At 61.8% G+C, this 23325-nt stretch carries 21 protein-coding genes and 1 pseudogene; 7 read left to right on the top strand and 15 right to left on the bottom strand.

What is annotated here, in order from left to right; genetic code table 11:
- Positions 1 to 123 precede the first annotated feature (123 nt).
- The 8 genes from AWB72_RS29775 to AWB72_RS08090 all read right to left on the bottom strand — a co-directional run bounded on the left by AWB72_RS29775 (position 124) and on the right by AWB72_RS08090 (position 6289).
- A complete protein-coding gene (locus AWB72_RS29775; RefSeq protein ID WP_084592815.1) occupies positions 124 to 606 on the bottom strand; it encodes a DUF4952 domain-containing protein in 483 nt (160 codons plus the stop codon).
- A gap of 35 nt (positions 607 to 641) precedes the next feature.
- Positions 642 to 1430, bottom strand: a complete 789-nt coding sequence (locus AWB72_RS08115; RefSeq protein WP_040050091.1) for a hypothetical protein — start codon at positions 1428 to 1430, stop codon at positions 642 to 644.
- Between the two features lie 2 nt (positions 1431 to 1432).
- On the bottom strand, positions 1433 to 1966 hold the full coding sequence (locus AWB72_RS08110) for a PAAR domain-containing protein (protein WP_084592813.1): 534 nt from the start codon (positions 1964 to 1966) through the stop codon (positions 1433 to 1435).
- Positions 1960 to 2367: a hypothetical protein gene (locus AWB72_RS08105; protein WP_040050089.1), complete on the bottom strand. Its 408-nt coding sequence runs from the start codon at positions 2365 to 2367 to the stop codon at positions 1960 to 1962. The genes AWB72_RS08110 and AWB72_RS08105 overlap by 7 nt, the downstream gene beginning before the upstream one ends.
- A gap of 603 nt (positions 2368 to 2970) precedes the next feature.
- Positions 2971 to 4194 (bottom strand): beta-glucosidase, encoded by a 1224-nt coding sequence (locus tag AWB72_RS08100; RefSeq protein WP_244285555.1) that lies wholly within the window; start codon positions 4192 to 4194, stop codon positions 2971 to 2973.
- Between the two features lie 638 nt (positions 4195 to 4832).
- Positions 4833 to 5009, bottom strand: coding sequence for a hypothetical protein (locus tag AWB72_RS28835; protein ID WP_159459347.1), 177 nt, complete (start codon positions 5007 to 5009; stop codon positions 4833 to 4835).
- Positions 5006 to 5839, bottom strand: a complete 834-nt coding sequence (locus tag AWB72_RS08095; RefSeq protein WP_040050106.1) for a class I SAM-dependent methyltransferase — start codon at positions 5837 to 5839, stop codon at positions 5006 to 5008. The genes AWB72_RS28835 and AWB72_RS08095 overlap by 4 nt, the downstream gene beginning before the upstream one ends.
- 111 nt (positions 5840 to 5950) lie before the next feature.
- Positions 5951 to 6289: a GFA family protein gene (locus tag AWB72_RS08090; protein WP_143754594.1), complete on the bottom strand. Its 339-nt coding sequence runs from the start codon at positions 6287 to 6289 to the stop codon at positions 5951 to 5953.
- A 130-nt stretch (positions 6290 to 6419) separates the two neighbouring features.
- Here AWB72_RS08090 and AWB72_RS08085 point away from each other — a divergent pair, with 130 nt between their 5' ends.
- The 4 genes and pseudogenes from AWB72_RS08085 to AWB72_RS08070 all read left to right on the top strand — a co-directional run bounded on the left by AWB72_RS08085 (position 6420) and on the right by AWB72_RS08070 (position 11948).
- Entirely contained in the window at positions 6420 to 7475 is a 1056-nt protein-coding gene (locus AWB72_RS08085; protein WP_040050088.1) for an AraC family transcriptional regulator, read from the top strand.
- Between the two features lie 672 nt (positions 7476 to 8147).
- Positions 8148 to 8681 carry a (2Fe-2S)-binding protein gene (locus AWB72_RS08080; RefSeq protein WP_040049714.1) on the top strand — a complete coding sequence of 178 codons (534 nt, stop codon included), beginning with the start codon at positions 8148 to 8150 and terminating at the stop codon, positions 8679 to 8681.
- Positions 8678 to 9688: an FAD binding domain-containing protein gene (locus AWB72_RS08075; RefSeq protein WP_040049715.1), complete on the top strand. Its 1011-nt coding sequence runs from the start codon at positions 8678 to 8680 to the stop codon at positions 9686 to 9688. Before AWB72_RS08080 ends, AWB72_RS08075 begins: the two co-directional genes overlap by 4 nt.
- Positions 9685 to 11948: pseudogene (locus AWB72_RS08070) on the top strand (xanthine dehydrogenase family protein molybdopterin-binding subunit). The gene AWB72_RS08075 and the pseudogene AWB72_RS08070 overlap by 4 nt, the downstream one beginning before the upstream one ends.
- A gap of 45 nt (positions 11949 to 11993) precedes the next feature.
- Here AWB72_RS08070 and oxlT read toward each other — a convergent pair.
- From oxlT to AWB72_RS08045, 5 genes are all read right to left on the bottom strand, one after another.
- The gene (gene oxlT, locus AWB72_RS08065) at positions 11994 to 13283 is read right to left on the bottom strand and encodes an oxalate/formate MFS antiporter (RefSeq protein ID WP_040049716.1); all 1290 of its coding nucleotides are present in this window, start codon (positions 13281 to 13283) and stop codon (positions 11994 to 11996) included.
- 110 nt (positions 13284 to 13393) lie between these two features.
- Positions 13394 to 15037 carry a gamma-glutamyltransferase family protein gene (locus AWB72_RS08060; protein WP_040049717.1) on the bottom strand — a complete coding sequence of 548 codons (1644 nt, stop codon included), beginning with the start codon at positions 15035 to 15037 and terminating at the stop codon, positions 13394 to 13396.
- Positions 15038 to 15171: 134 nt separating this feature from the next.
- Positions 15172 to 15936: a GntR family transcriptional regulator gene (locus tag AWB72_RS08055; RefSeq protein WP_040049718.1), complete on the bottom strand. Its 765-nt coding sequence runs from the start codon at positions 15934 to 15936 to the stop codon at positions 15172 to 15174.
- 565 nt (positions 15937 to 16501) lie between these two features.
- Complete coding sequence (locus AWB72_RS08050; protein WP_040049719.1) at positions 16502 to 17524, bottom strand: SGNH/GDSL hydrolase family protein; 1023 nt, start codon at positions 17522 to 17524, stop codon at positions 16502 to 16504.
- Between the two features lie 124 nt (positions 17525 to 17648).
- On the bottom strand, positions 17649 to 18206 hold the full coding sequence (locus tag AWB72_RS08045; RefSeq protein WP_040049720.1) for a thioredoxin family protein: 558 nt from the start codon (positions 18204 to 18206) through the stop codon (positions 17649 to 17651).
- Positions 18207 to 18410: 204 nt separating this feature from the next.
- On the opposite strand from AWB72_RS08045, the gene AWB72_RS08040 reads away from it, so the two are divergent.
- Positions 18411 to 20159 carry a cytochrome c biogenesis protein DipZ gene (locus AWB72_RS08040; RefSeq protein ID WP_040049721.1) on the top strand — a complete coding sequence of 583 codons (1749 nt, stop codon included), beginning with the start codon at positions 18411 to 18413 and terminating at the stop codon, positions 20157 to 20159.
- Here the strand turns inward: AWB72_RS08040 and AWB72_RS08035 are convergent, their stop codons facing one another.
- Positions 20160 to 21491: an ATP-binding protein gene (locus tag AWB72_RS08035; protein ID WP_040049722.1), complete on the bottom strand. Its 1332-nt coding sequence runs from the start codon at positions 21489 to 21491 to the stop codon at positions 20160 to 20162. It abuts the gene before it with no gap.
- Between the two features lie 6 nt (positions 21492 to 21497).
- Positions 21498 to 22238: a response regulator gene (locus AWB72_RS08030; RefSeq protein WP_040049723.1), complete on the bottom strand. Its 741-nt coding sequence runs from the start codon at positions 22236 to 22238 to the stop codon at positions 21498 to 21500.
- A gap of 358 nt (positions 22239 to 22596) precedes the next feature.
- Between AWB72_RS08030 and AWB72_RS08025 the strand changes: the two genes are divergently transcribed.
- Both AWB72_RS08025 and AWB72_RS08020 read left to right on the top strand, forming a co-directional pair.
- Positions 22597 to 22815, top strand: a complete 219-nt coding sequence (locus AWB72_RS08025) for a DUF4148 domain-containing protein (RefSeq protein WP_040049724.1) — start codon at positions 22597 to 22599, stop codon at positions 22813 to 22815.
- 37 nt (positions 22816 to 22852) lie between these two features.
- Positions 22853 to 23272, top strand: a complete 420-nt coding sequence (locus AWB72_RS08020) for an organic hydroperoxide resistance protein (protein WP_040049725.1) — start codon at positions 22853 to 22855, stop codon at positions 23270 to 23272.
- Positions 23273 to 23325: the final 53 nt, after the last annotated feature.

Genomic DNA, 23325 nt, shown 5'->3' with positions numbered 1-23325 from the left:
GAGGGTATCGCGTCCACACGACGCCATACTTGCGCACAAGCGGGTCAAGAGCGCCCCCCTGACGTCCCGGAAGATCTCACCGTGCATTCCAGCCCTCTGACTTCCTCTAGCTAACAGCACAGACTACGGCAAATAAAGATAGTGTGAGATCCTCAAGGTTGCATACGGCAGTTTTGAAAAATCCTTTCGCCGGTCGATCATATGACCGTTCACATACGCATCGGCTCCCATGTCGATGTAATAGTCCGAGCCGCTCTTGTCTCTGTAAAAACCAGTCGGTGCATCCCATTGACAGCAGGAGAATCGCAGGCGCTTCCATTCTGTCCAGGTTGCGAGCCACTTATCTATCTTGTCGAGGTCTGATCCTCTAACTCGGTATGTGGCTTTAAAGCCGGGTATTGGTGGCCCGTCTAGCATTGTCGCTTCACATCCAAGATACTCGACCTCGCGGCGACTACGGCCTAGCTCTTTCAGATAGTCGCCGCATGCAATCGGCGGCTGAGCTTTTTGACCACAGAAGTGACCGCACGCAAGCGACGAGGTTGGCTCGCTAGCAGGTTTGGACGAGTTGAGCGTTTCCGACCTACCGTCCGCCAACACAGCCATCAGGCCGCAGGACAACAACGCAACAAGGAACCGTCTCACTTGGTGACCTCAAGGTTCGCCACATATCGCCCTCGTGTATCTGGCAACCGATGTGAAATGAGAAAGTTATAAACGTCGTTCCAATGCTCAAGCGCATACACCGTCACGCAGCCCTCTGAGAGATTGCCAATGTGAACGTATCGGGTAGAGTTTCCTCTTGACCCGGCTAGTTCGATCGGGAACCAAACTTGATCTGCGATGACATTACCCATCCCATGTTGCTTCGCGTAGTCAACATAGAACTTGGTATAAGACGAATCGTGAGGGGCGTCGGGAGCCATGATGCGATGAATACCCGCTGGAATCGGGCTGTAACGACCGTTCCAGACACTATTGAGCGTGACAGTCATCGTCTTCCCACCGGGGATCGTCAAGCTGCCCCATTGCTGGTCTAAATCTTCGTTGCCACGAGGGGCGGAAATGCCATGAGCGCGTTTTCCATACTTGACGCTCAAGGTCACTGACGACCGGCTCGGGGGCGTCTTCGATAAGAATCGGTCAACGTTGCCATCAGATATGCATACTGTCTCACCGACATAATCGCTCGTACCATCAGCCACTTTGAAGTAAGTGTACCCATCCGATGACCGAATCATTGTCACCTGCGTGTTCTCGCAGAGAGCAATAAGTTGCCCGTTCTTTTCACGCTTCACATGCAGCCAACGTTGCTGGTCCGATGGCATCTTTACGTAACGGGTTTCGACAGTCGCGCTATGCGTGCTGCCTTGATTATCGTTCGTTTGTGCGCGGTGGTTTCTCAGAAACTGAACGTATGAATCGGTCATAGTTAAACCAACAGTTCGATTACGAGCTTCATCGGATGATCCGTATAGACGCGCTCCGTTGCGCCGGTGGAATCCGTGACACCTTGATAGATCTCCCCATCGTCTGTCGTAATCATGTACCGCTGTCCTGCGACCGCATGACCATCTTCGTCGCGCAATACGATCTGTTCGTCATAGCGTCCCGTGGTCGAACGGGTTCGCTCACTTTTCCATTCATCAACATAAGTTGCATCGCCGGAAGTGAAAGACATTCCCATGTTGCGCTCGGCACGGAACACCGGAGCGGGACTACAGCCGCATATGTTGATGTCACCGCTAAGCGCCCATTGCTTGCCATTCGGCCCCGTCTCCGGATGGCGAGGCCCGCGAGGCGCGATGTAGCCATCGCGCTTGCAAGCATCGCAGTAAGTGCGCATTTCGAGCGTTGCTATGTGAACGAGCGGTGGCGGGTTCGAGCAGGTAACTGTTGGCAGTCCCTCTGTGATAATGGCGCTGTCAGCACGGTCACCTTTAGCGAGAAAGGCGCGTCTTAGCATCGAATAATGCCCTCTTGTTCAATGAGTGAACCGCCTCTCAGGATGGTGAACATATCCGAACATGTGACGCCTTCGCGCTCGGGGCTGTCCGTGATGACGTCACCGTTATCAAGCTGGCTGCCGACATAAAAGCTTTCACCGGGCAGTGATCGGGTGATGCAATGGCCGTTGCTTAGGCGGCTTCCCACTAGAACGTATGGCGTCAGGTGATCGGTTAATCCGTACCCGACGCCGTTCGCTATGACCGCCTCGCTGCCGTCTGCATAGGCGACTACGTCACCGACCAAGGCGATGCGGAACCCCTTTATTCGCCGCCCGAGCGTTGCGCGGTCTACCCGTCCGCCGCGCTGGGTCCCGGAACCTATGGTCGCAAGGAGATGCGTCGTTCCGGCTTCTTTCACGGTTGTCTCCGTCTGCTGATGACGAGCGTGTAAAGCTAAAGGATACGACAAGATATTGCGAGTCCTAAACGTAAAGAATTGTTGTGCAGGCGTTGCATTGGCGCAGTGTCAGGTAATGCATGAATGCCTGAGCCTCAGCCCTCGTCGTTGCTGTCGGGATCGGCCTGCTTCAGGTCCGCATCAGCATCGGCGGCAGGGTCGCAATCGCGTTGTCGCTTGTCGCGCTGCCGTTCGTTCTCGTCACGCTGTTTATGTGCGTCATCGGCGGGCTGGCCACCGGGATACTGCTGAGCCGGTTGCTGCGGTGCGTTGTTCGTGGTGGTGCGGTTCTTTCATCAGCTCATCCCGCGCGGGAGTGCGCAACGCTTAGCTTTCGGTCGGCTGCGCATAGCAGCGTATTGCGGGCGAGCCGTGCGTTGTTCGGCAAGGTGTTCGCGGTCGTGCTGCCCTCAGCAACGTCGGCACTCGAGCGCAATGCTGCCCGCAGCGATCAATGTCCTCGGCAAGCTGCCGACGGATTGCACCGTGTCTCACGGTCATTAAAAAAAAAGCGGAACGCAATCGCGTTCCGCCTGATACACCTTAAGCTAACAACTCAAAACCTTAGTGCGATGCCGCCACTGCCGACTTGATCGCCGAATAGACAGGCTTCGTTCCGCCGCCATTCGTCAGGATACCGTACGTTCCGCTAGGATCATCGTAAAGCTCGTACCAGTTGAAGCCGATCACGTTATACGTGCTGCGGGCCGCATAGAGCTCCGGAATCGTCTTCGCGATATACGCCTGCGCCATGGACGTCGTGTAGTCCGCGTTGATGCCGATTTCCGTGAACATGATCGGCAGGTTATACGCGTCGTGCAAGATCTTGAGCACGTTGTAGTTCGTGCCGTCCTTGCCCCACGTGTTCTCGGGATCGAGACCGTCCGAGTACCAGTGCAACTGGATGATGTCCGTCTGCACCTTGGGGTGACCCGTCGAGCCGTCCGGCTGCGTGCCCGTCAGCATGCCCTTGTACCAGCCGAGATAGAGGAAGCCGGTCGATGCCGTGTTGATGATCTTCGTCTGGCCGGTCTTGTCGACCGAGCGCCAGCCGTCGTACGAGCCGCGCATCGTGCCGCGCCAGATCGGCCACGTGGTGTTGTCGTAGTCGGAGACGTTCACGCCGTCGTTCGCGACCGGGCGGTTGTGGTTGTCGATATCGTATTCGTTACCGAATTCCACGACCGGCACGCCCTTGAACTTCGTCGCCGCATACGCCGCCATGTTGTAGGCGTAGGTGTACGCCGACTGTTCAGTCGGAGTGCGGCCGTTCAGCGACGGGTCCATCCACGGATGCGGAATGACGAGCGGCATCACGTTGACCTTCGTGCCGACGTTAGGCATGACCTGGTTCGCGAGGATGTCGATCTGCGCGTTGCTGTACACGTCCTGACGCACGTTCGTGAGGCCGAGGTCAACCATCGACGCCGACTGCGTGGCGAGCGGGATCGACGAATAGACGCCGCCCTGGATGTAATGCGCGTTGACGCCGAAGAACGGAATGGGCTTCGAGGTCGAGGCAGCGGCGGTCGTCGAGCGCGGATCGCTCGAGACGGCCCACGTGTTGTTCGCCCACACCCACCACAGCTTGTTCACGTTCTGCTGATAGATCTTGCCGCCGTACCACAGCAACAGCGTGACGGAGGCCGAGAAACCAGCCTTCTGACCCGCGCGATAGATCACGCCGTTGGTCACGGTCCAGGTCGCGCCGGAGGAATCGACGATCGACGTGCCGGACGGAATCGTCGTGCCGTTTGCCGACGGCGGCTTCGTGGCGGCATTGGCCACCGCGGCGGGATCGGTCGCACTGTTGTTGACGCTGGACGGGGCGTTGTCTGCGCCGCCGCCGCATGCGGAGAGGATTAAGGAACTTGCGAAAGCCGAGTAAACGATGAAATGTTTTTTCTTCATTGGGAATTGAATAAACGTCTGCCGTTCCTGATCGCCGAAAAAAGGTTTCCCCGAGTGCCCGGTTGAGTGGGACCCACGATTTAAACCGCAGGGAGAGGAAAGGCGAATCAGCCAATGCGCCGCTGATTGATGGACGCGTGTGTCAGTCGGTTTTACCGGCCGAACGAAGAGCATGTTAAACGCTCACCACTTCTTACCGTATGAAAAAACCCGTAACGGTATGTAACGGTCAACGTTTGCGCGGCAATTACTGCGTGTCTGGACAGACAAATGAATGAAAAAAAAATTTTGGCGGTTGCGCTCGACGGCTATGCCGGGTAATCCCTCGGTGATTTATGACCGTAATGCGCATACATTACCGATCCCCATTAGCAATTATTTCCTTAATTGATACGATAATAATCATTTAATCTGATTAAATGATGAATAGAGTCGCATTTCGAGAAGGTCTTTTTTTGCCGGGCTTCGCGTTGCACGCGAACTTAGCGAAGCCCGTTTATCAATGAATCAACGCGCTAAACCGAAACGCCCACCGCCGAGAGAACGAGGCGCAAGCCGAAGAAACATACCGACGAGCACAGCGGCAGCGCGAGCAAACCCGAACCGTATCGAAGGCGAAACAGGCAAGCCGACGACCACAGGCGAAGCGCGCAGTCGGGGTAGGTCGCGACCAGGCGTTGGAGCGTGTTCACGATCGCTCCACGACGATTTCGAGGTACTCGCTCGGCAGCACGAGCGTCGCGTCGCCCGACCGGTTGCGGCTCTCGATCAACGTCATCAGGTCGTCGATGAAAGCGGCCTGGCGCTCGCCTTCGAGCGCGGCGAATGCCTTGTTCATCGGCCCGTAGTAGGTGCGAAAAACGTCCATGAAATGCGCGGCCGAACGATAGCGGAACACGAACTCGCGGCGCATCGCGGCGATGCTGCTCGCGCGATCGCCGAACAGTTCCTCGATCCGCGCCTTCGTGCCCCACAGTGCGGGCGACATCATGCCCGGCGCGGGCGGCATGTATTTGCCTATCGTCCTGAACACCTGGCCGATGAAACTCTCGGGCGTCCAGTTCGCGAGGCCGATCTTGCCGCCGCGCTTGCAAACGCGCGCGAGTTCGTCGGCGGCTTGCTGCTGATTGGGCGTGAACATGACGCCGAAGGTGGAGAGCACCACGTCGAACGATGCATCCGCGAACGGCAGCGCTTCGGCGTCCGCTTCCTGGAACTGCACGGCGAGACCTTCGGCGTCGGCGCGTGCGCGTCCCGCGTCGAGCAGCGAGGGCACGTAGTCGGTGGATGTCACATCGCACCAGCGGCGCGCGGCGGCGAGTGTCGCGTTGCCGTTGCCCGCTGCGACATCGAGCACGCGGCTGCCCGCGCGCAGATCGAGCGCTTCGCAAAGGCTTTCACCGACGATCTGCAACGTCGTGCCGACGACGGCGTAGTTGCCCGTCGACCAGGCGGCTTGCTGGCGGACCTTGACGGCGGCGAGATCGATGGCGGGCGAGAGGGCGGAATCGACAGCGGACATGACACACTCCTGATAGCGGACGTTGAGCGAACGGCAACGGTGCACGTTCATGGGCGCCGCGACACTGCGATGCGAACGGCCCGCGCGGCGAACGGGCTCATCGCGAATGAGTCAAGAAGAACGATGGCTGATGCGAAGATCGTTCATGCCTTCATGCGCGAAGCATTCGAGGATGGACGCGTGGACATCGACGAGTCCGAGCCTCGGATGCTCCGTGTACAGATAGCCGCCGCACCATTTGCACCAATGACGCGAGCCATGCGGCGAGGTGTTGTAAGCGCCGATGTCATTCGCGCCGCGCACGATGTGCAGCGCTTGCTGCTTCCATAGTCCGAATGCGTTGACGGGGCATTCGCGCCGGTCATAGCCGATGCCGGCAGGCTCTCCGTTCAACGTGAAAAGCACTGCGCCGCAGAGGCATTGACCGCGATAAACGTCTGCGTGATTCATGTCGGTCTCCCGTCGGCGCGTGCGTTGTTGGGACTGTGCGTGAGTGCTAGTATCGGCACGCAAGGCGGATCAATGAATGACCGTGCGTCCAGAAATTTTGTGAAGGACGCCAAATTTGCGGGCCGGCACCATGGATGCGTTATCGAACGTTCTTCGTCTCGTGCGCTTGAGCGGGGCGGTGTATCTAAACGGCGACTTCACAGCGCCGTGGTGTGTCGTGGGCCAGGCATCGCAGGAATTGAGCGCGACGTTTCTGCCGCGTGCGGAGCGCATCGTGTCGTATCACCTCATCACGGAAGGAAGCTGCATGGCGCGTCTTATCGACGATCCTGCTTCGGCGATCCGTGTCGATGCCGGTGAATTGCTGGTGGTGCCGCAGGGCGAGCCTCATTTGATGGGCAGTTCATTGGAGATCGCGCCTGCGCCTGCTGACGAGATGATGGCGCACTATCTCAAGACCACGCCGGGCGACGTGATGAAGCTGAGTTACGGTGGCGGTGGCGAGCCGCGCACGCGCGTGATCTGCGGCTTTCTTGCGAGCGACGATACATTGAGCAATCCGGTGTTATCGGTGCTGCCGCGTCTTTTCAAGGTGGATATGCGTAATGATCCGCGTTCGGCGTGGCTCGAATCGTCGTTGAGTCTTGCAGCGGTCGAGGCGGCCGAGTGGCGTGTGGGCAGTGCGATCGTGCTGGCGCGTTTATCGGAGCTGCTGTTCGTGGAGGCGGTGCGGCGTTGCATCGATGCGTTGCCGGCGGAACGCAAGGGATGGCTTGCGGGCGTGGGCGATCGTTTCGTGGGCCGTGCGCTTGCGATGCTGCATGCGCGTCCGGCGCATGACTGGACGGTGGATGAGCTGGCGCGCGAAGTGGGTTTGTCGCGATCGGGATTGGCGCAGCGCTTTACGCAGTTGCTTGGACAACCGCCGATGCAGTATCTCGCGCGTTGGCGATTGCAGATTGCGGCGCAGGAGTTGCGGCATGGGACGATGTCGATTGCCGCTGTCGCGGAACAGGTGGGGTACGAATCGGAGGCGGCGTTCAATCGCGCTTTCAAGCGGGAGTTCGGGATGCCGCCGGCGGGATGGCGGCGTAGCCGCCGGGGTTCTGAGGGACATGTGCCGGGTTCTGACGATGCTCGTGCGCATCTTGCGGTCGACGATAGGGTTCTGCTCGCTCAGCGATAACTCCTTCTAATTTTCGTGTCGGTCTATTGGCTCGCCCCTCCCCGGGGCAGGGGTCACTTTCTTTGCTGCTGCAAAGAAAGTAACCAAAGAAAGCAGCTTTTCTGGCCCGAAGCACTGACTGTCTGGTCACTCCGTAGAACAAGATTGGCACTCAGCTTGAATCAGCCTTGAATCACCTTCCGCGCCCACTGAGCGCCACCCCATGCGAGCCCCCGGGCTCGACAAAACCAACTGGACTCACTCGCTCTCGCGCCATCAATCATCTCCGTGAATTCACGACGACGCTCTTATGACATGAGCGTTGACTTGCTAGTGCAAGGAAGGCGCGTGGAGGGAAAAGGTGCGTTGGTGTTAACGAGCCCGGGGGCTCGCATGGGGTGGCGCTCAGTGGGCGTGGAAGGTGATTCAGGGTTGGTTCAAGCTGAGTGCCAACGTGTTTCTACGGAGTGCACCGTCAATCAGCACAGCGGGCGAAAAGCTGCTTTCTTTGGTTACTTTCTTTGCAGCAGCAAAGAAAGTGACCCCCGCCCCGGGGAGGGGCGCACTAATAGACCGACACGAAAACAAGTCAAGCAAAAGCGCACGGCACGAAGAAAAAACCAGCGACAGAAGCGGAGCGCGCCCAAGGCATGGAGCATGCTGAGCACGCTCAGTCCGAACAGAGAGAATCCCATGACCTCCGACACTGAACCCACGGCGCTCGACACAAAAGCGCCCGACGTGCAGCGCGTGACCTGCACGCTAGCCATCAACGATCAAACGCAAACCTTCGACATCGAACCCTGGACAACCTTGCTCGATCTCCTGCGCGAGCATTGTCAACTCACCGGCACGAAAAAAGGCTGCGACCACGGACAATGCGGCGCGTGCACCGCGCTCGTCGACGGCCAGCGCATCAACACATGTCTCGCGCTCGCCGTGTCCTACGACGGCTCATCGATCACGACGATCGAAGGTCTCGCCGACGGCGACACCCTGCATCCGATGCAGCAATCGTTCATCGATCACGACGCCTTCCAGTGCGGCTACTGCACGCCAGGCCAGATATGCGCCGCCGTCGGCATGATGAACGAAGGCCACGCACACGATGCCGCCGATATCCGCGAAGCCATGAGCGGCAACCTATGCCGCTGCGGCGCGTATCCCAACATCGTGCAAGCCATCCTGCACGTCGCGCAAAAGAACGACCGGAAGGGCCAGCCATGAACCGCTTCTCCTACACGCGCGCAAACGACATCACGTCCGCGCTCCAAGCGCACGACGCACCCGCCGCAGCGTTCCTCGCAGGCGGCACGAACCTCGTCGATCTCATCAAGGAAGGCGTCGCGCGGCCCGAGCGGCTCGTCGATATCCGCCGTCTGCCGATGAAGGCCATCGACGACAACGCCAACGGCGGCCTGCGCATCGGCGCACTCGCGACCAACAGCGCAGTCGCCTACGACCAACGCATTCAATCGCGCTATCCGCTGCTCTCGAAAGCGATACTCGCGGGCGCATCCGCACAAATACGCAACGTCGCGACCGTCGGCGGCAACATGCTGCAACGCACGCGCTGCCACTACTTCTACGACACCGCGACGCCCTGCAATAAACGCGATCCCGGCACGGGCTGCGGCGCACTGAACGGCGTCAATCGCATTCACGCGATCCTCGGCGCAAGCGAACATTGCATCGCCGTGCATCCGTCCGACATGTGCGTGGCGCTCGCCGCGCTCGATGCCGATGTCCGCGTGAGCAGCGATCAAGGCGATCGCGTCATTCCGTTCGATGACTTCCACCGGCTCCCCGGCGATACACCCGAGAAAGACACGAACCTGCGCGACGATGAAATCATCGTCGCGGTCGATCTTCCCGCCGAAGGATTCGCCGAACATCACGCGTACGTGAAGGTGCGCGACAGGGCATCGTTTGCGTTCGCGCTTGTGTCCGTCGCGCTTGCGTTAAAGATCGACGGCGATCGTATCGACGACGTGCGATGCGCATTGGGCGGCGTCGCGCACAAGCCGTGGCGCAATCGCCAAGCCGAAGCCGCGCTGCGCGGCAAGCCGCTCGAAGCCGCAACGGTGCGCGACTTCGCCGCCTCCATCGTGCGCGATGCACAGGGCCGTCCCGGCAACGCATTCAAGATCGAACTGGCGGCGCGTGCAATCGTGCGCGCCTTCGAACAGGCATCGGGACAAGAGCTAGCCGCAAGCGAGGACGATCCGACATGAACTCAACGACCGCACTGGAACGCATCGCGGCGCAGGCCGCGCAATCGAGCGGCAAGCCCGTCAATCGCGTCGACGGCAAGAAGAAGGTAACAGGCGAAGCACGCTATGCAGGCGAATTCTTCGCCGATGGCATGACGTACGGCTTCGCATTGCCGAGCCGCATTGCAAGCGGCCGCATCGTATCCATCGAAGCGGCGCGCGCGCTCGAACTGCCGGGCGTGCTGATGGTGCTCACGCACGAGAACCGCCCAGAAATGCCGCTGCTCGACGACGCATACAAGGACCAGTCCGCGCCGGGCGGCATGCCGTTTCGTCCGCTATGGGACGATCGCGTATGGTATAGCGGGCAGCCCGTCGCGCTCGTCGTCGCGGAGAGTCATGAGCTTGCGCGTCATGCGGCATCGCTCATCGAAGTGACTTACGAACGCACGCCGCATTGCACGGATTTTCGCGAGGCGGAAGTGAATGCTTATGTGCCATCGACGGAGAAGGGCGGCTTCGAGCCGCCACCGCCTCCGCGCGGCGATGCGGATGCCGCGCTGAATGCAGCGCCGGTGAAGATCGATCAACGCTATTCGACGCCGCCGAATATCACAATCCCATGGAGCTGCATGGCTGCACCGTCATTCCCGAGCCGTCCGGCAAGTTCACGGTCTACGAGAAAACGCAGGGCGTGCTCAACACGAAAAAGTACTTGATGACGGTCTTCGGCTTCGCGGATGACGACCTCGAAGTGATCTCACCGTTCGTCGGCGGCGCGTTCGGATCGGGGCTGCGTCCGCAATATCATCTGCCGCTCGCGGTGATGGCCGCGCGCGATCTGAAGCGTCCCGTGCGTGTCGTGCTGACGCGCCAGCAGATGTTCACGTTCGCGCATCGGCCGATGAGCCTGCAACGCGTCGCGCTCGCCGCGAACAAGGACGGCAAGCTGCAAGCGGTGATTCAGGAGGCGGTGTCGGAGACATCGCAGTATGAGGATTACACCGATGTCGTCGTGAACTGGGCCGGACAGCTCTATGCATGCGACAACGTGCGGCTCGATTACAAGGTCAGCAAGCTCGATGTGCCGACGCCCGCCGACATGCGCGCGCCCGGCGCGGCTCAAGGTCTTTTCCCGCTCGAAATGGCGATGGATGAACTCGCCGAATCGCTCGGCATCGATCCGTTGCAGCTTCGCCTCATCAACTACGCCGAACGCGACGGCAACAAGAACCTGCCGTTCTCGAGCAAGGCATTGCGCGAGTGCTTTGCAGAAGGCGCGGCGCGCTTCGGCTGGGACAAGCGCCCGCTCGCGCCGCGATCCATGCGCGAGGGCACGGAACTGATCGGCTGGGGCATGGCCACCGGCGCATGGGATGCCATGCAAAACGAAGCATCGGCGCTGGCGGAGATTCGCGCCGATGGACATGTGATCGTCGGAAGCGCGACGGCGGATATCGGCACCGGCACGTACACGGTTATGACGCAGCTCGCCGCCGATGCGCTCGGCGTGCCGCTTGAATCCGTCGAGTTTCGTCTGGGCGATAGCCGTCTTTCGAAGGCGCCGCTCGAAGGCGGCTCGTGGACCGTGTCGTCGGTCGGCAGCGCGGTGCATGCGGCCGGCGTGCGCTTGCGCGCGAAGATCACGGCGCTTGCACGCGAGCACGGCGGACCTGCGTTCGCGCAGGCCGATCCTGATGCGGTGCGTATCGATGGCGATCACGTAACTTGTGGCGATGGCAACGACATGCGCTTGCCGCTTCGCGAACTGATGCAACGCGCAGGGCTCGACACGCTCGACGTTCAGGTGACGGTCACGCCACACGACAAACAGCAGGCGTATTCCATGGGCACGCATTCGGCGGTCTTCGTCGAGGCACGCGTGGACGAAGCGCTCGGCGCGGTGCGCGTGACGCGCGTGGTGAATGCGGTGGCAGCGGGGCGCATCGTCAATCCGAAGACGGCGGCGAGCCAGGTCTCGGGCGGCGTCGTGTGGGGCATCAGCATGGCGCTGCACGAGCACGGACAGTTCGATCACACGCTCGGCCGGCAGATGAACCACAACCTGTCCGAGTATCACGTGCCGGTGAATGCGGATGTGCATGACATCGACGTGATCTTCGTCGATGAGCACGACGACATCGTGAATCCGCTCGGCGCGAAGGGCGTGGGCGAGATCGGCGTGGTGGGCGTGGCGGCGGCGGTCGCCAACGCAATCTGGCACGCAACCGGCAAGCGCGTGCGCGACTTGCCGATCACGCTGGACAAGCTGTTTGCATGAAGTGAAACCGGCCGTCCGACACGAGCGTGCGGACGGCCGTTCAAGTCACGCTCCGCGATTTGCAGCGAGAAAACGCGCGCGCATCGGCTTCAGCATGAACAGGGCGAGCACGGCGGTGACGATGTCCAGCGTGATCGCCGATGCGAACACCGGCGTCCAGCTGCCCGCATGTTGATGCAGCAACGCAGCGAGCGGTCCGCCGAAGATCGAGCCGATGCCCTGCGAGATATACAGCCAGCCGTAGTTCTCGGTGGCGTGGCGCGTGCCGAACGTATCCGTCAACGTCGACGGAAACAGCGAGAAGATTTCGCCCCAGCCGAAGAACACGACGCCCGAAAGCAGCACGAAGAGCACGGCGTTCTCGCGTGTCATGAGCCACAGCGCCATCGCGACGCCTTCGAGCGCGAACGCAAAAAACATCGTGTTTTCGCGGCCGAAACGGTCGGACACCCAGCCGAACAGCGGACGCGTGAGGCCGTTCGTGAAGCGGTCGATGGTCAGCGCGAGCGGCAACGCGGCCATGCCGAACACCATCACCTTCGTGATGCCGAAGTCGGCGGCAAACGTCGCCATCTGCGAGGTGACCATGAGGCCCGAGGTGGACATCATCGTCATCATCGCGAACATGAGCCAGAAGAGCGGCGACTTCATCATTTGCGACGGGCGCAGATTCGGCACGTTCGATGCAGCGGCGAGCGTCGCGGCCTTCATCGGCGCAACGGCATTCGGCGTGCGCAAGCCTTGCGACGCAACGAAGCCGACGACCGCGAACGCGATGCCATAGATCCACAGCGTTGCATCGAGACCGCGCGACGCAAGCGATGCAGTAATGGGGAACGTCGTCACGATCGCGCCCATGCCGTAGCCCGCCGCGACCGCGCCGGCCGCGAAGCCGCGCCGGTCGGGAAACCAGCGCACCATCAGGCCGACGACACCCACATACACGATGCCCGTGCCGAGACCGCCGACGAGACCGTACGTGAGATAGAGCATCGACGTGCTCGTCGCCATCGATGCGAGCACCCAGCTGAGGCCCGACATCACGGTGCCGAGCGAGATCAGAAGGCGCGGGCCGAAGCGGTCGATCAGCTTGCCCTGAAACGGCGAGAAGAACGTCTGGAGAATGATGAGCAGCGAGAACGTCACCTGCAATTCAGGCAGCGGCACGCCTAGCTTCGCGGACAGCGGCTTCGTCAATAGCGTCCAAACGTATTGCGGACTCGATATCGCCATCATGCAGACGAGGCCGAGCGCGAGTTGCAGCCAGCGGTTGTGGGCGGCCACGGCAGGCGAGATCGAGGCATCGTCGTGCAGCGTTTGGGTGCGTGTGTTCATGTGCTTTCCCCGGATGATTCGGATAAAAATGGATGAGCGCCGCCCTCCGGTGCCGCCGAATGCGGAACCGGATGACTTTGCAACTTCATGCGTGATGCGGTGTTTAAGCGCTAAAAGCCTGCACAGGCGCCGTCGCTTCGCGGATCGTGACCCGCTTCGAAGGAACCGTCAGGATGACGAATGATTGCGCCAGCGTGGCCCATCGCTTCGTCGTAGGCGGCGAGCACTTCGACTTCGTGGCCGAGCGCGCGCAACGCGTCGATGGTTTGAACCGGGAAGCGCGCTTCGAGCTTGAGCGAATCGGTCGATTGGCCCCACGTGCGGCCGAGCAGCCAGCGCGGCGCATCGATCGCGGCCTGCGGATTCCAGCCGAAACGCGCGATGCGCGAGAACACCGCGCTTTGCGATTGCGGCTGGCCGTCGCCGCCCATGTTTCCGTAGACCATCGTGCGGCCATCGGCGAACTGCGCGAGCGCGGGATTCAGCGTATGGAAAGGGCGGCGTCCCGGCATCAGCGGATTGAGCGACGACGCATCGAGCGAGAAGCTGCATCCCCGGTTCTGCCAGTTGATGCCCGATTGCGGCAGCACGATGCCGCTGCCGAACTCGTGATAGATGCTCTGGATGAAGCTCACCGCGACGCCGTCGCCATCGATCACGCCCATCCATACCGTGTCGCCGGGACCGCGTCCCTTGCCCCACGATGCGGCCGTCGACATCGACACCTGTTGCGCCATTGCATCGAGCGCGGCGGGATCGAGCTGCGTGATCGGATCGATACGCATGTGGTCCGGATCGGTGACATGCTCGTCGCGAACCTTGAACGCGAGCTTCGTCGCTTCGACGCACGCATGCACGAACTCGGGACCGAGCGGGTCCATGTCGTCCTTCAGCACGCGGTCGAGCACGCCGAGAATCAGCAGCGAAACGAGGCCTTGCGTGGGTGGCGGCATGTTGTAGACGGTGCCGAGCGTGTGCTTCAGTTCGAGCGGCGTGCGTTCGCGTGCGCGATGACGTTCGAGGTCTTCCAGCGTGATGAGCGTTTCCATCGACGACAAGTCGCGCGCGATGCTGCGCGCAAGGTCGCCGCGATAGAAGTCGTCGAGGCCCGCATCGGCGAGTTGTTGCAGCGTCGCGGCAAGGCGCGCGTTGACGAAGCGTTCGCCCGTTTGCGGCGCGCGATCATCGGGCATGAAGGTCTGCGCAAAGCCCGGTACGTGCTGCAGTTCGCCGCGCTTGACCGCGATGCACTCGGCCTGGCTGCGCGTCACCGGAATGCCGTGCTTCGCATAATGGATCGCGTCTTCGAGCAGGCGCGCGACGGGCAGCTTGCCGCCGAGGGCGCCCTTCGAGAAGCGCTGCGCGAAGTCCCAGCCGGAGACGGTGCCCGCAACCGTGTTCGCCGCGAGCGGGCCGCGCGCGGGAATCGCATCGAGTCCGAGCGCGCGATACGTGTCGATGTCCGCGCGCATCGCGGCCGCGCCGCATGCCTCGATGCCGATGGGCGCATGCCCCGGCCGCGAGATGAGCCAGAAGCCGTCGCCGCCGATGCTGTTCATGTGCGGATAAACCACCGCGATGGTCGATGCCGCCGCGATCATCGCTTCGACTGCATTGCCGCCTTCGCGCAACACGGCAAGCGCGCTTTGGGACGCGAGCGCATGCGGCGCGACCGCCATGCCGCGCATTCCGCGCGTGGGGTTCAACGTGTTCGCCTTGAACGGCGCGTGTGCTGCAGTGACTTCGAGAGGCATGACGTTTCCTTGTATACAACGGAATCGCTCAATGCCAGATCCGTGCCATGCGTTGGTAAAAACCCTGAGCGGCCTTGTTGGATAAGGCTTTCAGCGATGCATGATGGATGAATGCAAGCGCGCCGAACACGCCGTCAGATGGTGCGCCGAAGCCTTGCCGGTGCGTGGCCGCTGACGTCCGGCCCCGTTTCGGTGCGCGCGGCGAGAAGGCGTTGCATCGTGAGGCCGCGCACGCTCGACTGGCTTCCGCCTATGTGCTGCGAGACGAGTCGAACGCTCGTCGTTGCATCGCCGGCGCGAATGGCATCGAGAATCGCGGCGTGTTCGTCGTAGGTATCGGCGATGCCGTCGCCCTGTACGAGATCGAGCCGCCGCACCACGCGGATGCGGTCCGTCACGCGCTGCATGGTCGCGGTGAGTTCGTCGTTGCCGGCAGCGGCGACGAGCGCGTGATGCAGGGCTTCATCGAGTCCGACGAGCGTGCCGCCATCGGTAATGCGTTGCGCGCGCCGAACCTTCCACACGCGGTCGAGCGCGTCGAGCAGCAGATGCAGTTCGACCGATTGAGCCGCTTCGTCGCAGAGCTTGCGCACGGCGAAGGTCTCGATCATCTGGCGCATTTCATAGAGATCGTCGAAGCGCTTGTTGTCGATGGGCGCAACTTCCCAGCCGCCGCGCACGTAGCCGCGCATCAGGCCATCGCTTTGCAGGCGTTGCAGCGCTTCGCGCGCGGGCGTGCGCGAGACGGCGAAGCGCTCGGCGATCGCGCCTTCCGTGAGACGGTCGCCGGGCAAGAGCTGCATGTCGAAGATTTCGTCGCGCAGGGCGTAATAGACGCGGTCGGCTCGAGAAAGAGCGGGGGTGTCGTCGAGAGGACGCGTCAGCTTGATATCGGGCATGGCGGACAGCTTAGCAAAGGAAGACGTGTCGCCAATAAGTCGAGATAAAAGGCATTCGACGCTGGAAGTAAGTTGGACAGTTACTGCGGAGTTGCTTTCATTGTGTAACGCATTCCTTGCATTTAATACACATGCAAGGCGGAGAAAAGTGCGGATGAATGGCGCGCTCGACACCTGCTTCTGAAGAAGATACAAAAGCGCGCTAATATGGACCTAGGCCTGAATTCTGAGGAATGCGCTGGACCTGGCGCGTGTCGTCACTTACACGAGCACCGCATGTCGAATTCCCCGCGTGTCGGACCGCGCGAAATGCACTCAACGTCACGAATGGAATGTGTCGATGTCCGCATCGAAGACTGCCATCGGATGATCGAGGCGCAAAGCGAGCGCCTCGCCAGACAAGCGAAATCGGGAAGGGGAACAGAACAATCGCGGCTCGTTCTCTATTGCCTGCAGCAAAGCCTGCTTGCGCTTACGCGTTCGAAATCCGCTGTCGCGAACGACGTGCCGCGCGATTCGGACTCGCGCGCCTGATCGTTCGCGCGCCGTCTCATTCAACCGGCATTCAATGCCCAAGCCCGCTCGCGGCAATCTGCTGCTCGACGTATTGCGCAAAGAGCGCGTGCATGCGCGTGGTCGGATGCAATTCATCGGCGAACATGTAAGTCTGATCCGCGTTCGACGCGGTGTATGTCGCGGGGGAACACAGCAGCGCCGTATCGCGGGGCGTTTTCGACGGGTCGCACGCCTGGCCGGTGTTCGAGACCACGAAGCCATTGGCCTGATAGTTCGCGATGGTCTGCGTCGTCCATGTGTATGAATCGACGACAACGACTTTGCCCTGCACGCCATTGGTTTGAAGGGCAGCGTTCAGCGTCGCGTTGAAGAGTTGCGAAAGCTGTGTGTAGTTCGCGCCGCCATCGGGCGTTTTGAGGCCCTGAGGCGATATGCCGATGTTCGGCAGATTGACCACCACCACATGCGTCGCCCCGTTCTGCACGATCTGCGCGACGAGTTGAGCGAGTGTCGTGGCGGCCGCCTGGACGGTCGTGTTGGCCGCGGGCGGGCTGCCCGCGCGAAGCACGTCATTCGAGCCTGCCCAGACCAGCACCAACTGATTCGCGTTGAAGCTGCCATGCGTGCCGAGATAGTTTGAAAGCTGCTGCGTAACGGGCATCTGAATGTTGCCGATCACGTCGGTCAAAAACTGATACTGATTAGCGGGCGTCGCGACCGTGGAGCCGCCTTGCGCATAATCGAATCCGCCTTGCGCGTGCAGTTCGTGCCCGATGTCGATGGTGTAGGCGGGCGTCAGCGTATCGCCGTAATACTGTGCCACGTCCTGCGCCCATACCTGGCCGGGATTCGTGGTGAAGCGCCCGCCGCCGACCACGCTCGCGATCGGCGCATACGTTCCCGCATCCGAGAGGCTGTCGCCGAACGCCACGACTTGCAGATGGACACCGCCCGCAGGCGCGGACGGGTTGCTGGTGTTCGAATCGCTTCCTCCGCCGCATGCGGTAAGCACTGCAATCAGTGCAGCAAGAATTGCAGAACGAATGTGGGATGTGACTGCGGTGCGGTACATCGCTCCTCCTTGGCCCGAGTGAATCCGGCTGATGATTCGCTAGGATCCGTCGCCGTATGCGGTTGCATGCGCGCGACGCGAATCGTCAGAAGCAAGAAGGATGCGATGCAGTCTCGCGCTTGCGTCACTTGGCATCGAGCGCTAGCAGCCCACGAATCTTCTGCTCGGTCTGCGCATACTGACCTTCGCCGAAGTGGCTATAGACCAGCTTGCCGTTCTGATCGATCAAATAAAGCGCGGGCCAATATTGATTGCCATAGGCGCGCCATGTCGCGAAGCGGTTGTCTTGAGCGACTGCATAAGTAATGCCGTTGCGCGCAATCGCCTGCTTGAGATTACCCGTATCGCGCTCGAATGCGAATTCCGGCGAATGCACGCCGACCACGACGAGCCCCTTGTCGCGATAACGCGCGTTCCACTCCTTGATATACGGAAGCGTGTGCGCACAGTTGATGCAGTCGAAGGTCCAGAAATCGACGAGCACGACCTTGCCGCGCAACTTGCTTAATTCGAGCGGCGCACTGTTGAACCAGTTGTCGATGCCCTGAAAATCAGGCGCATCCGCACCGACTGCGATAGCCGCGGGCGCGAGCGCCGAGACGCTGCCCGATGCGAACGCCGCGACTGCAGCGGTAGCCGCTATGCCCACTGCGACGGCTGCGATCCTGAGACGACCGAACATGATGACCTCCTCGATGATGGATGTTCGAACGCATTGAAGCGCGCCCTTGTATCCACTCTATGTCGGGTGATGCGGGCGATCGCATCGCCGTGTGTCACGGTACACGCCGGATACATTGCGATACAGAACACGGCAAACCGGACATCCGCGCGATACATGCGAGCCTTGAAATAAGCGCCATCGTTCATTCGCGTGGAGGCTCTCATGCTGCTCATCGTCATTGCGTTGCTTGGCGGCGCATTCACCATTCTCAGCCCGTGCATTCTGCCCGTCGTTCCGTTCATATTCGCGCGTTCGGACCGGCCTTTTCTGACCGATCGTCTGCCGCTCCTTGCCGGTCTCGCCGGCACGTTCGCGCTCGTAACCAGCCTCGGCGCGGCGGGTCTCGCGGGTGCGGCGCAGTTCAACCAGTATGGCCGATGGATCGCCCTCGCGATGCTCGCGCTCTTCGGTGCATCGCTCATGCTGCCCGCCGTGGCGACGCGCATCACGCGTCCGCTTTCGGCGCTTGCGGACAGGCTCATCGCGCGATCGCAGGCGCAGGACGCATCGCGAAGTATCGTGCCTTCGCTGCTGCTCGGCGCCGCGACGGGGCTGCTGTGGGCGCCGTGTGCGGGTCCCATTCTCGGCGCGATTCTCTCGGGCGCGGCGCTCGATGGCGCAACGTGGAAAACCGGCGCCGCACTCGCCGCCTATGCGGCGGGCGCAGCGTTCGCGCTCGCGGTGGCATCGTCGCTCGGCAAGCGTGCGCTCGACGCGCTCAAGCGTTCGTCGGGCTTGGGCGAACACGTGCGCCGCGCGATGGGCGCGCTCGTGCTGCTGAGCGTCGCGACCATCGCAGCGGGTGCGGATACGCGCGTGCTCGCACTCGTGAAAGGCGTATCGACGGATGGCATCGAGAGCAGGCTCGTCGGCTTGCTGTCCGCACGCGACGAGAAGCAGAAGCCGCACATCGTTCGCGCTTCGACGCCGATGCCGCCGCCGCTGCCGGTTGAAGGCACGCTCCCGGCGCTCGATGGCGCAACGCAATGGCTCAATTCACCGCCGCTTTCGCGCGATGCATTGCGCGGCAAGGTCGTGGTCGTGAACTTCTGGACGTACTCGTGCATCAATTGCCTGCGCACGTTGCCGTATCTGAAGACGTGGGCGCAGCGATACGGCAATGACGGCCTCGTTGTGCTCGGCGTGCATACACCGGAGTTCGGTTTCGAGCACGACACGGCCAACGTGAAGCGCGCGTTGCGCGATCTGAACGTGTCGTATCCCGTGGCCGTGGATAACGACTACCGCATCTGGCAAGCGTTCGGCAATCGCTATTGGCCGGCTTTCTATATCGTCGATGCAGAAGGGCGCGTGCGCTATCACCATTTCGGAGAAGGCAATTATGACGACGCCGAACGCTCGATTCGGCAATTGCTTGGGAAAACGAACGAAATGACACAGCCAAGCGGCGATGAGCCGGCAAAGCCAAGCGGTACACAAGTGGCCGCCGATCCTGCGCATCTCGAATCGAACGAAACGTATCTGGGTTATGGCGAGTCGCAAGGTGCAACGCCGGAGCAGCGCGTGATCCGCGATGCGTCCACTGCTTATACGCTGCCGCAGCGTCTTGCCTTGAACGACTGGGGCATCGGCGGGCAATGGAACGTACGCACGGAAGCGGCCGTGGCAAGCGCTTCGCATGCGCGTCTTGCCTATCGCTTTCATGCGCGCGACCTGCATCTCGTGCTCGCGCCCGCCGACGACGGCAAGCCGGTTTGCATCCGCATCACGATCGATGGCAAGCCGCCGGGCGCATCGCACGGTGCGGATATCGATGCCGACGGCAACGGCGTCGTGACCGCCGCGCGTCTCTATCAGCTGGTACGGCAGAGCGGGCCGGTCGACGATCGCACGTTCGAGATCGAGTTCCTCGATGCGGGCGCGCGCGCCTACGCCTTCACGTTCGGCTGATTACAGCACGAGCCGCGCTTCGAGGCCGCCGTCTTCGCGGTGATGCAAAGTCAGGCTCGCATCCATCGCGCGCGCAAGCTGACGCGCGATGGCAAGCCCCAGACCCGTGCCGCCCGTGCTTCTGTTGCGCGAGCCTTCGAGCCTGACGAACGGCTCGAATACCGCTTCGAGCGATTCGTCGGGAATGCCGGGGCCGCGATCCATCACGGAGACGCGCGCGCGGCCATCGGGCAGGGCTTCGACGTGAATCTCGGCAGCGCCCGCGAACTTCAGCGCATTGTCGACGAGATTGCCGACGATGCGCCGCAACGCCTGCGGACGCGTGACGAGCGCATGCCCGATGCGCCCTTCGAGCGACACCTCCTTGCGCGCGTCGTGGTAATCATCGACGATGCTTTCGATGAGCGCATCCGGATCGATGCGCACCGCCGCTTCCTGCGTGCCGTGCAGCGTGCGCGCGTAGGTCACGCCTTCCTTGACGAGCGTTTCCATCTCCTGCAAATCCTGCTGCAGTTTCGCGCCGGTCGCGTCGTCGTCCATTACGTCGACGCGCAGGCGCATGCGCGTGATGGGCGTTTGCAGATCGTGCGTGATGGCGGCGAGTATCTGCATGCGCTGCGTCATGTACATCGCGACGCGGTCCTGCATCGCATTAAACGCCTTCGCCGCGCGCACGACTTCTTCCGGACCTTGCTCGGGCAAACGCTGACCCTTGAGATCGGGGCCGAGCGTATCGGCGGCGTGAGCGAGTTGTGCGAGCGGGCGCGTCGCGAGCCGCACCGCGATCCAGCAACACGCGACGATCACCGCGAGTTGCAGCGCGAGCACGAACGGCAGCCAGCCGGATACAGGCGTGCCCTGCATGGGCCGCATGTCGATGGTGAGCGGCGAGCCGTCGCTCAGGCGCAAGTGCACCTGAAAGCGCTCTGCATGGCCGGGCACCGTGTTCACCGTCAGCGGATAGCGCTTGCCGATGCCTTCCGCGATGGACTGCGCGAAGCGCTCCGATAACGCGGCATCGGGCGGGGCGCCGCTCACGCCGGGGCCCAGCATGAACGCATAGCTGCGCCGCGCGAGCCGTGGCAGCCACGCGGCGCGCTCGTCGGGCGGCAGATGATCGAGCAGCGCGACGGAGCTTGCCACTTCGCGTTCGACATAGCCCGTCATCACGTTGGTCATGCTTTGATCGCGCTCGGTCATCGTGAGCCAGAACGCGGCCGCTTGTGCGAGCGCGAGCCCGATCAGCAGAATCAACGCGAGCCGCGCGAAAAGCGTGCGCGGCCAGTGCGGCCATGTTGCAGCAGCGAACGGCGCTTTGGTCGATGCGTCCATGTTCGATCATTCCCCGCCGGAAAGCGGCGTCACGGCGGCGGAGAACACATAGCCCTCGCTGCGCAGCGTCTTGATGTAGCGAGGCTCGCGCGCTTCGTCCCGCAAGCGTTGACGCAGCCGGCTCACGAGAAGATCGATGGAGCGATCGAATGCATCCGCCTGGCGTCCTTGCGTCAGATTGAGCAATTGATCGCGCGTGAGCACGCGTTGCGGATGATCGAGAAACACACGCAGCAAGCGATATTCGGCGCCGGATAGCGCGACCATCGTGCCTTCGGCATCGAGCAGATGGCGGGCCGTCGTATCGAGTCGCCAGTCGCCGAAGGCAAGCATCGGCGCGGTCTCCGTCACCTGCATGCCGGGCGGAAGCATGCGCGTGCGCCGCAGCACGGAGCGCATGCGCGCAAGCAGTTCGCGCACGGCGAAGGGCTTCGGCAGATAGTCGTCCGCGCCCATTTCGAGGCCGAGAATGCGGTCCGCTTCTTCGTTGCGCGCGGTGAGCATCAGCACCGGAACCGAGCGGAACTTGCCCGCGCGCAGTTCGCGGCATAGCACGAGGCCATCTTCGCCGGGCAGCATGAGATCCAGCACGATCAGATCGGGCGTGCCTTGTTCGAGCACGGCGCGCATCTGCCGCCCGTTCGCGGCGAGCGATACGCGCATGCCGTTCTTCTCGAGATATGTCGCGAGCAGTTCGCGGATGCCGCGGTCGTCGTCGACGATCAACACGTGGTCTGTGGTTTCCATCGCTCGCTCATGACTTCTTGCGCTTGAATTGCACCCGGGCGGAACCCACAAGCAGGCATTGCACCGGATGCGCCAGTTCCGCCGCGAGTCCTCCCGCGACAAAGGCGACGATTGCGAGCATACGCTTCACGACATGACCCCAGCATGGACGATAGAAGCGTTATAGCCCGAAACGCGCGCGCGTTCGACGCTTGCGGCGGGCGTTTTGTATCCCAGTGTATCCGCTGTTTTGCGCGATACATAAGGATTCGAACGGGGCGCTTTCCTGAAACATGGCGGATACACCGCGGCGTTTCAATGCGTCAACGGCAGCAGACACTGCAAGCCGCCACTTCAACCTTAATCGCAGAGGAACATCATGAAGACTTCGATCATCGCTTTCGTACTCTCCGCCAGCGCCTTTGCCGGAGCCGCGCAAGCCGCCGTCACCGATAACGCCGCCATGACCGGCACGCCCGTCGCACAGCAGACGCATCGCGACATGGGCAAGACGCGCGCGGAAGTGCGCAGCGAACTCGTGCAGGCGCAAAAGAGCGGACAGGTCGCCGCGCTTGCGAGCCTGTATCGCGGTAGCTGAATCGCTCATTCAAATACGACACTCGAAGGATCACACCATGACCAAGCCAATCGACACCGTTCTCTACACCGGCAAGACGCATGTCACAGGAGGCCGCGATGGCCACGCACGCAGCTCCGATGATCGTCTCGACGTGAAGCTCTCGCCGCCGGGATCGACCGGCGCGGGCACCAATCCCGAGCAGTTGTTCGCGGCCGGCTGGTCGGCGTGCTTCATCGGCGCGATGAGCAAGGCCGCGGCGAAGCTACAGGTGCGTCTGCCCGCCGATACGGCCGTCGATGCCGAAGTCGATCTCGGCACCAACGATGGCGGCTATCAGTTGCGTGCGCGGCTGTCGGTGAGCTTGCCGGGCATCGATCGCGACGTGGCTGCGGCCATCGTGGAAGGCGCGCATCAAACGTGTCCGTATTCGAAGGCGACGCGCGGTAACATCGACGTGACCATTGCCGTCGTTTGATGCGGTTCCTGCAATGATCGGGTGGATCGGGATGGGCGGCGTGTCATGCACGC

The organism is Caballeronia concitans, assembly GCF_001544615.1.
In the GTDB taxonomy this organism is placed as follows: Bacteria; Pseudomonadota; Gammaproteobacteria; order Burkholderiales; family Burkholderiaceae; genus Caballeronia; species Caballeronia concitans.
The sequence above is the reverse complement of the archived record's forward strand: the minus strand, read 5'-3'. Positions and strand labels throughout refer to the sequence as shown.

What these genes read in the sequence shown, in the direction of transcription:
- AWB72_RS29775 (WP_084592815.1), bottom strand. Translation starts at nt 606, where the DNA reads ATGGCTGTGTTGGCGGACGGTAGGTCGGAAACGCTCAACTCGTCCAAA.
- AWB72_RS08115 (WP_040050091.1), bottom strand. Translation starts at nt 1,430, where the DNA reads ATGACCGATTCATACGTTCAGTTTCTGAGAAACCACCGCGCACAAACG.
- AWB72_RS08110 (WP_084592813.1), bottom strand. Translation starts at nt 1,966, where the DNA reads ATGCTAAGACGCGCCTTTCTCGCTAAAGGTGACCGTGCTGACAGCGCC.
- AWB72_RS08095 (WP_040050106.1), bottom strand. Translation starts at nt 5,839, where the DNA reads ATGTCCGCTGTCGATTCCGCCCTCTCGCCCGCCATCGATCTCGCCGCC.
- AWB72_RS08090 (WP_143754594.1), bottom strand. Translation starts at nt 6,289, where the DNA reads ATGAATCACGCAGACGTTTATCGCGGTCAATGCCTCTGCGGCGCAGTG.
- AWB72_RS08085 (WP_040050088.1), top strand. Translation starts at nt 6,420, where the DNA reads ATGGATGCGTTATCGAACGTTCTTCGTCTCGTGCGCTTGAGCGGGGCG.
- AWB72_RS08080 (WP_040049714.1), top strand. Translation starts at nt 8,148, where the DNA reads ATGACCTCCGACACTGAACCCACGGCGCTCGACACAAAAGCGCCCGAC.
- AWB72_RS08075 (WP_040049715.1), top strand. Translation starts at nt 8,678, where the DNA reads ATGAACCGCTTCTCCTACACGCGCGCAAACGACATCACGTCCGCGCTC.
- oxlT (WP_040049716.1), bottom strand. Translation starts at nt 13,283, where the DNA reads ATGAACACACGCACCCAAACGCTGCACGACGATGCCTCGATCTCGCCT.
- AWB72_RS08060 (WP_040049717.1), bottom strand. Translation starts at nt 15,037, where the DNA reads ATGCCTCTCGAAGTCACTGCAGCACACGCGCCGTTCAAGGCGAACACG.
- AWB72_RS08055 (WP_040049718.1), bottom strand. Translation starts at nt 15,936, where the DNA reads ATGCCCGATATCAAGCTGACGCGTCCTCTCGACGACACCCCCGCTCTT.
- AWB72_RS08050 (WP_040049719.1), bottom strand. Translation starts at nt 17,524, where the DNA reads ATGTACCGCACCGCAGTCACATCCCACATTCGTTCTGCAATTCTTGCT.
- AWB72_RS08045 (WP_040049720.1), bottom strand. Translation starts at nt 18,206, where the DNA reads ATGTTCGGTCGTCTCAGGATCGCAGCCGTCGCAGTGGGCATAGCGGCT.
- AWB72_RS08040 (WP_040049721.1), top strand. Translation starts at nt 18,411, where the DNA reads ATGCTGCTCATCGTCATTGCGTTGCTTGGCGGCGCATTCACCATTCTC.
- AWB72_RS08035 (WP_040049722.1), bottom strand. Translation starts at nt 21,491, where the DNA reads ATGGACGCATCGACCAAAGCGCCGTTCGCTGCTGCAACATGGCCGCAC.
- AWB72_RS08030 (WP_040049723.1), bottom strand. Translation starts at nt 22,238, where the DNA reads ATGGAAACCACAGACCACGTGTTGATCGTCGACGACGACCGCGGCATC.
- AWB72_RS08025 (WP_040049724.1), top strand. Translation starts at nt 22,597, where the DNA reads ATGAAGACTTCGATCATCGCTTTCGTACTCTCCGCCAGCGCCTTTGCC.
- AWB72_RS08020 (WP_040049725.1), top strand. Translation starts at nt 22,853, where the DNA reads ATGACCAAGCCAATCGACACCGTTCTCTACACCGGCAAGACGCATGTC.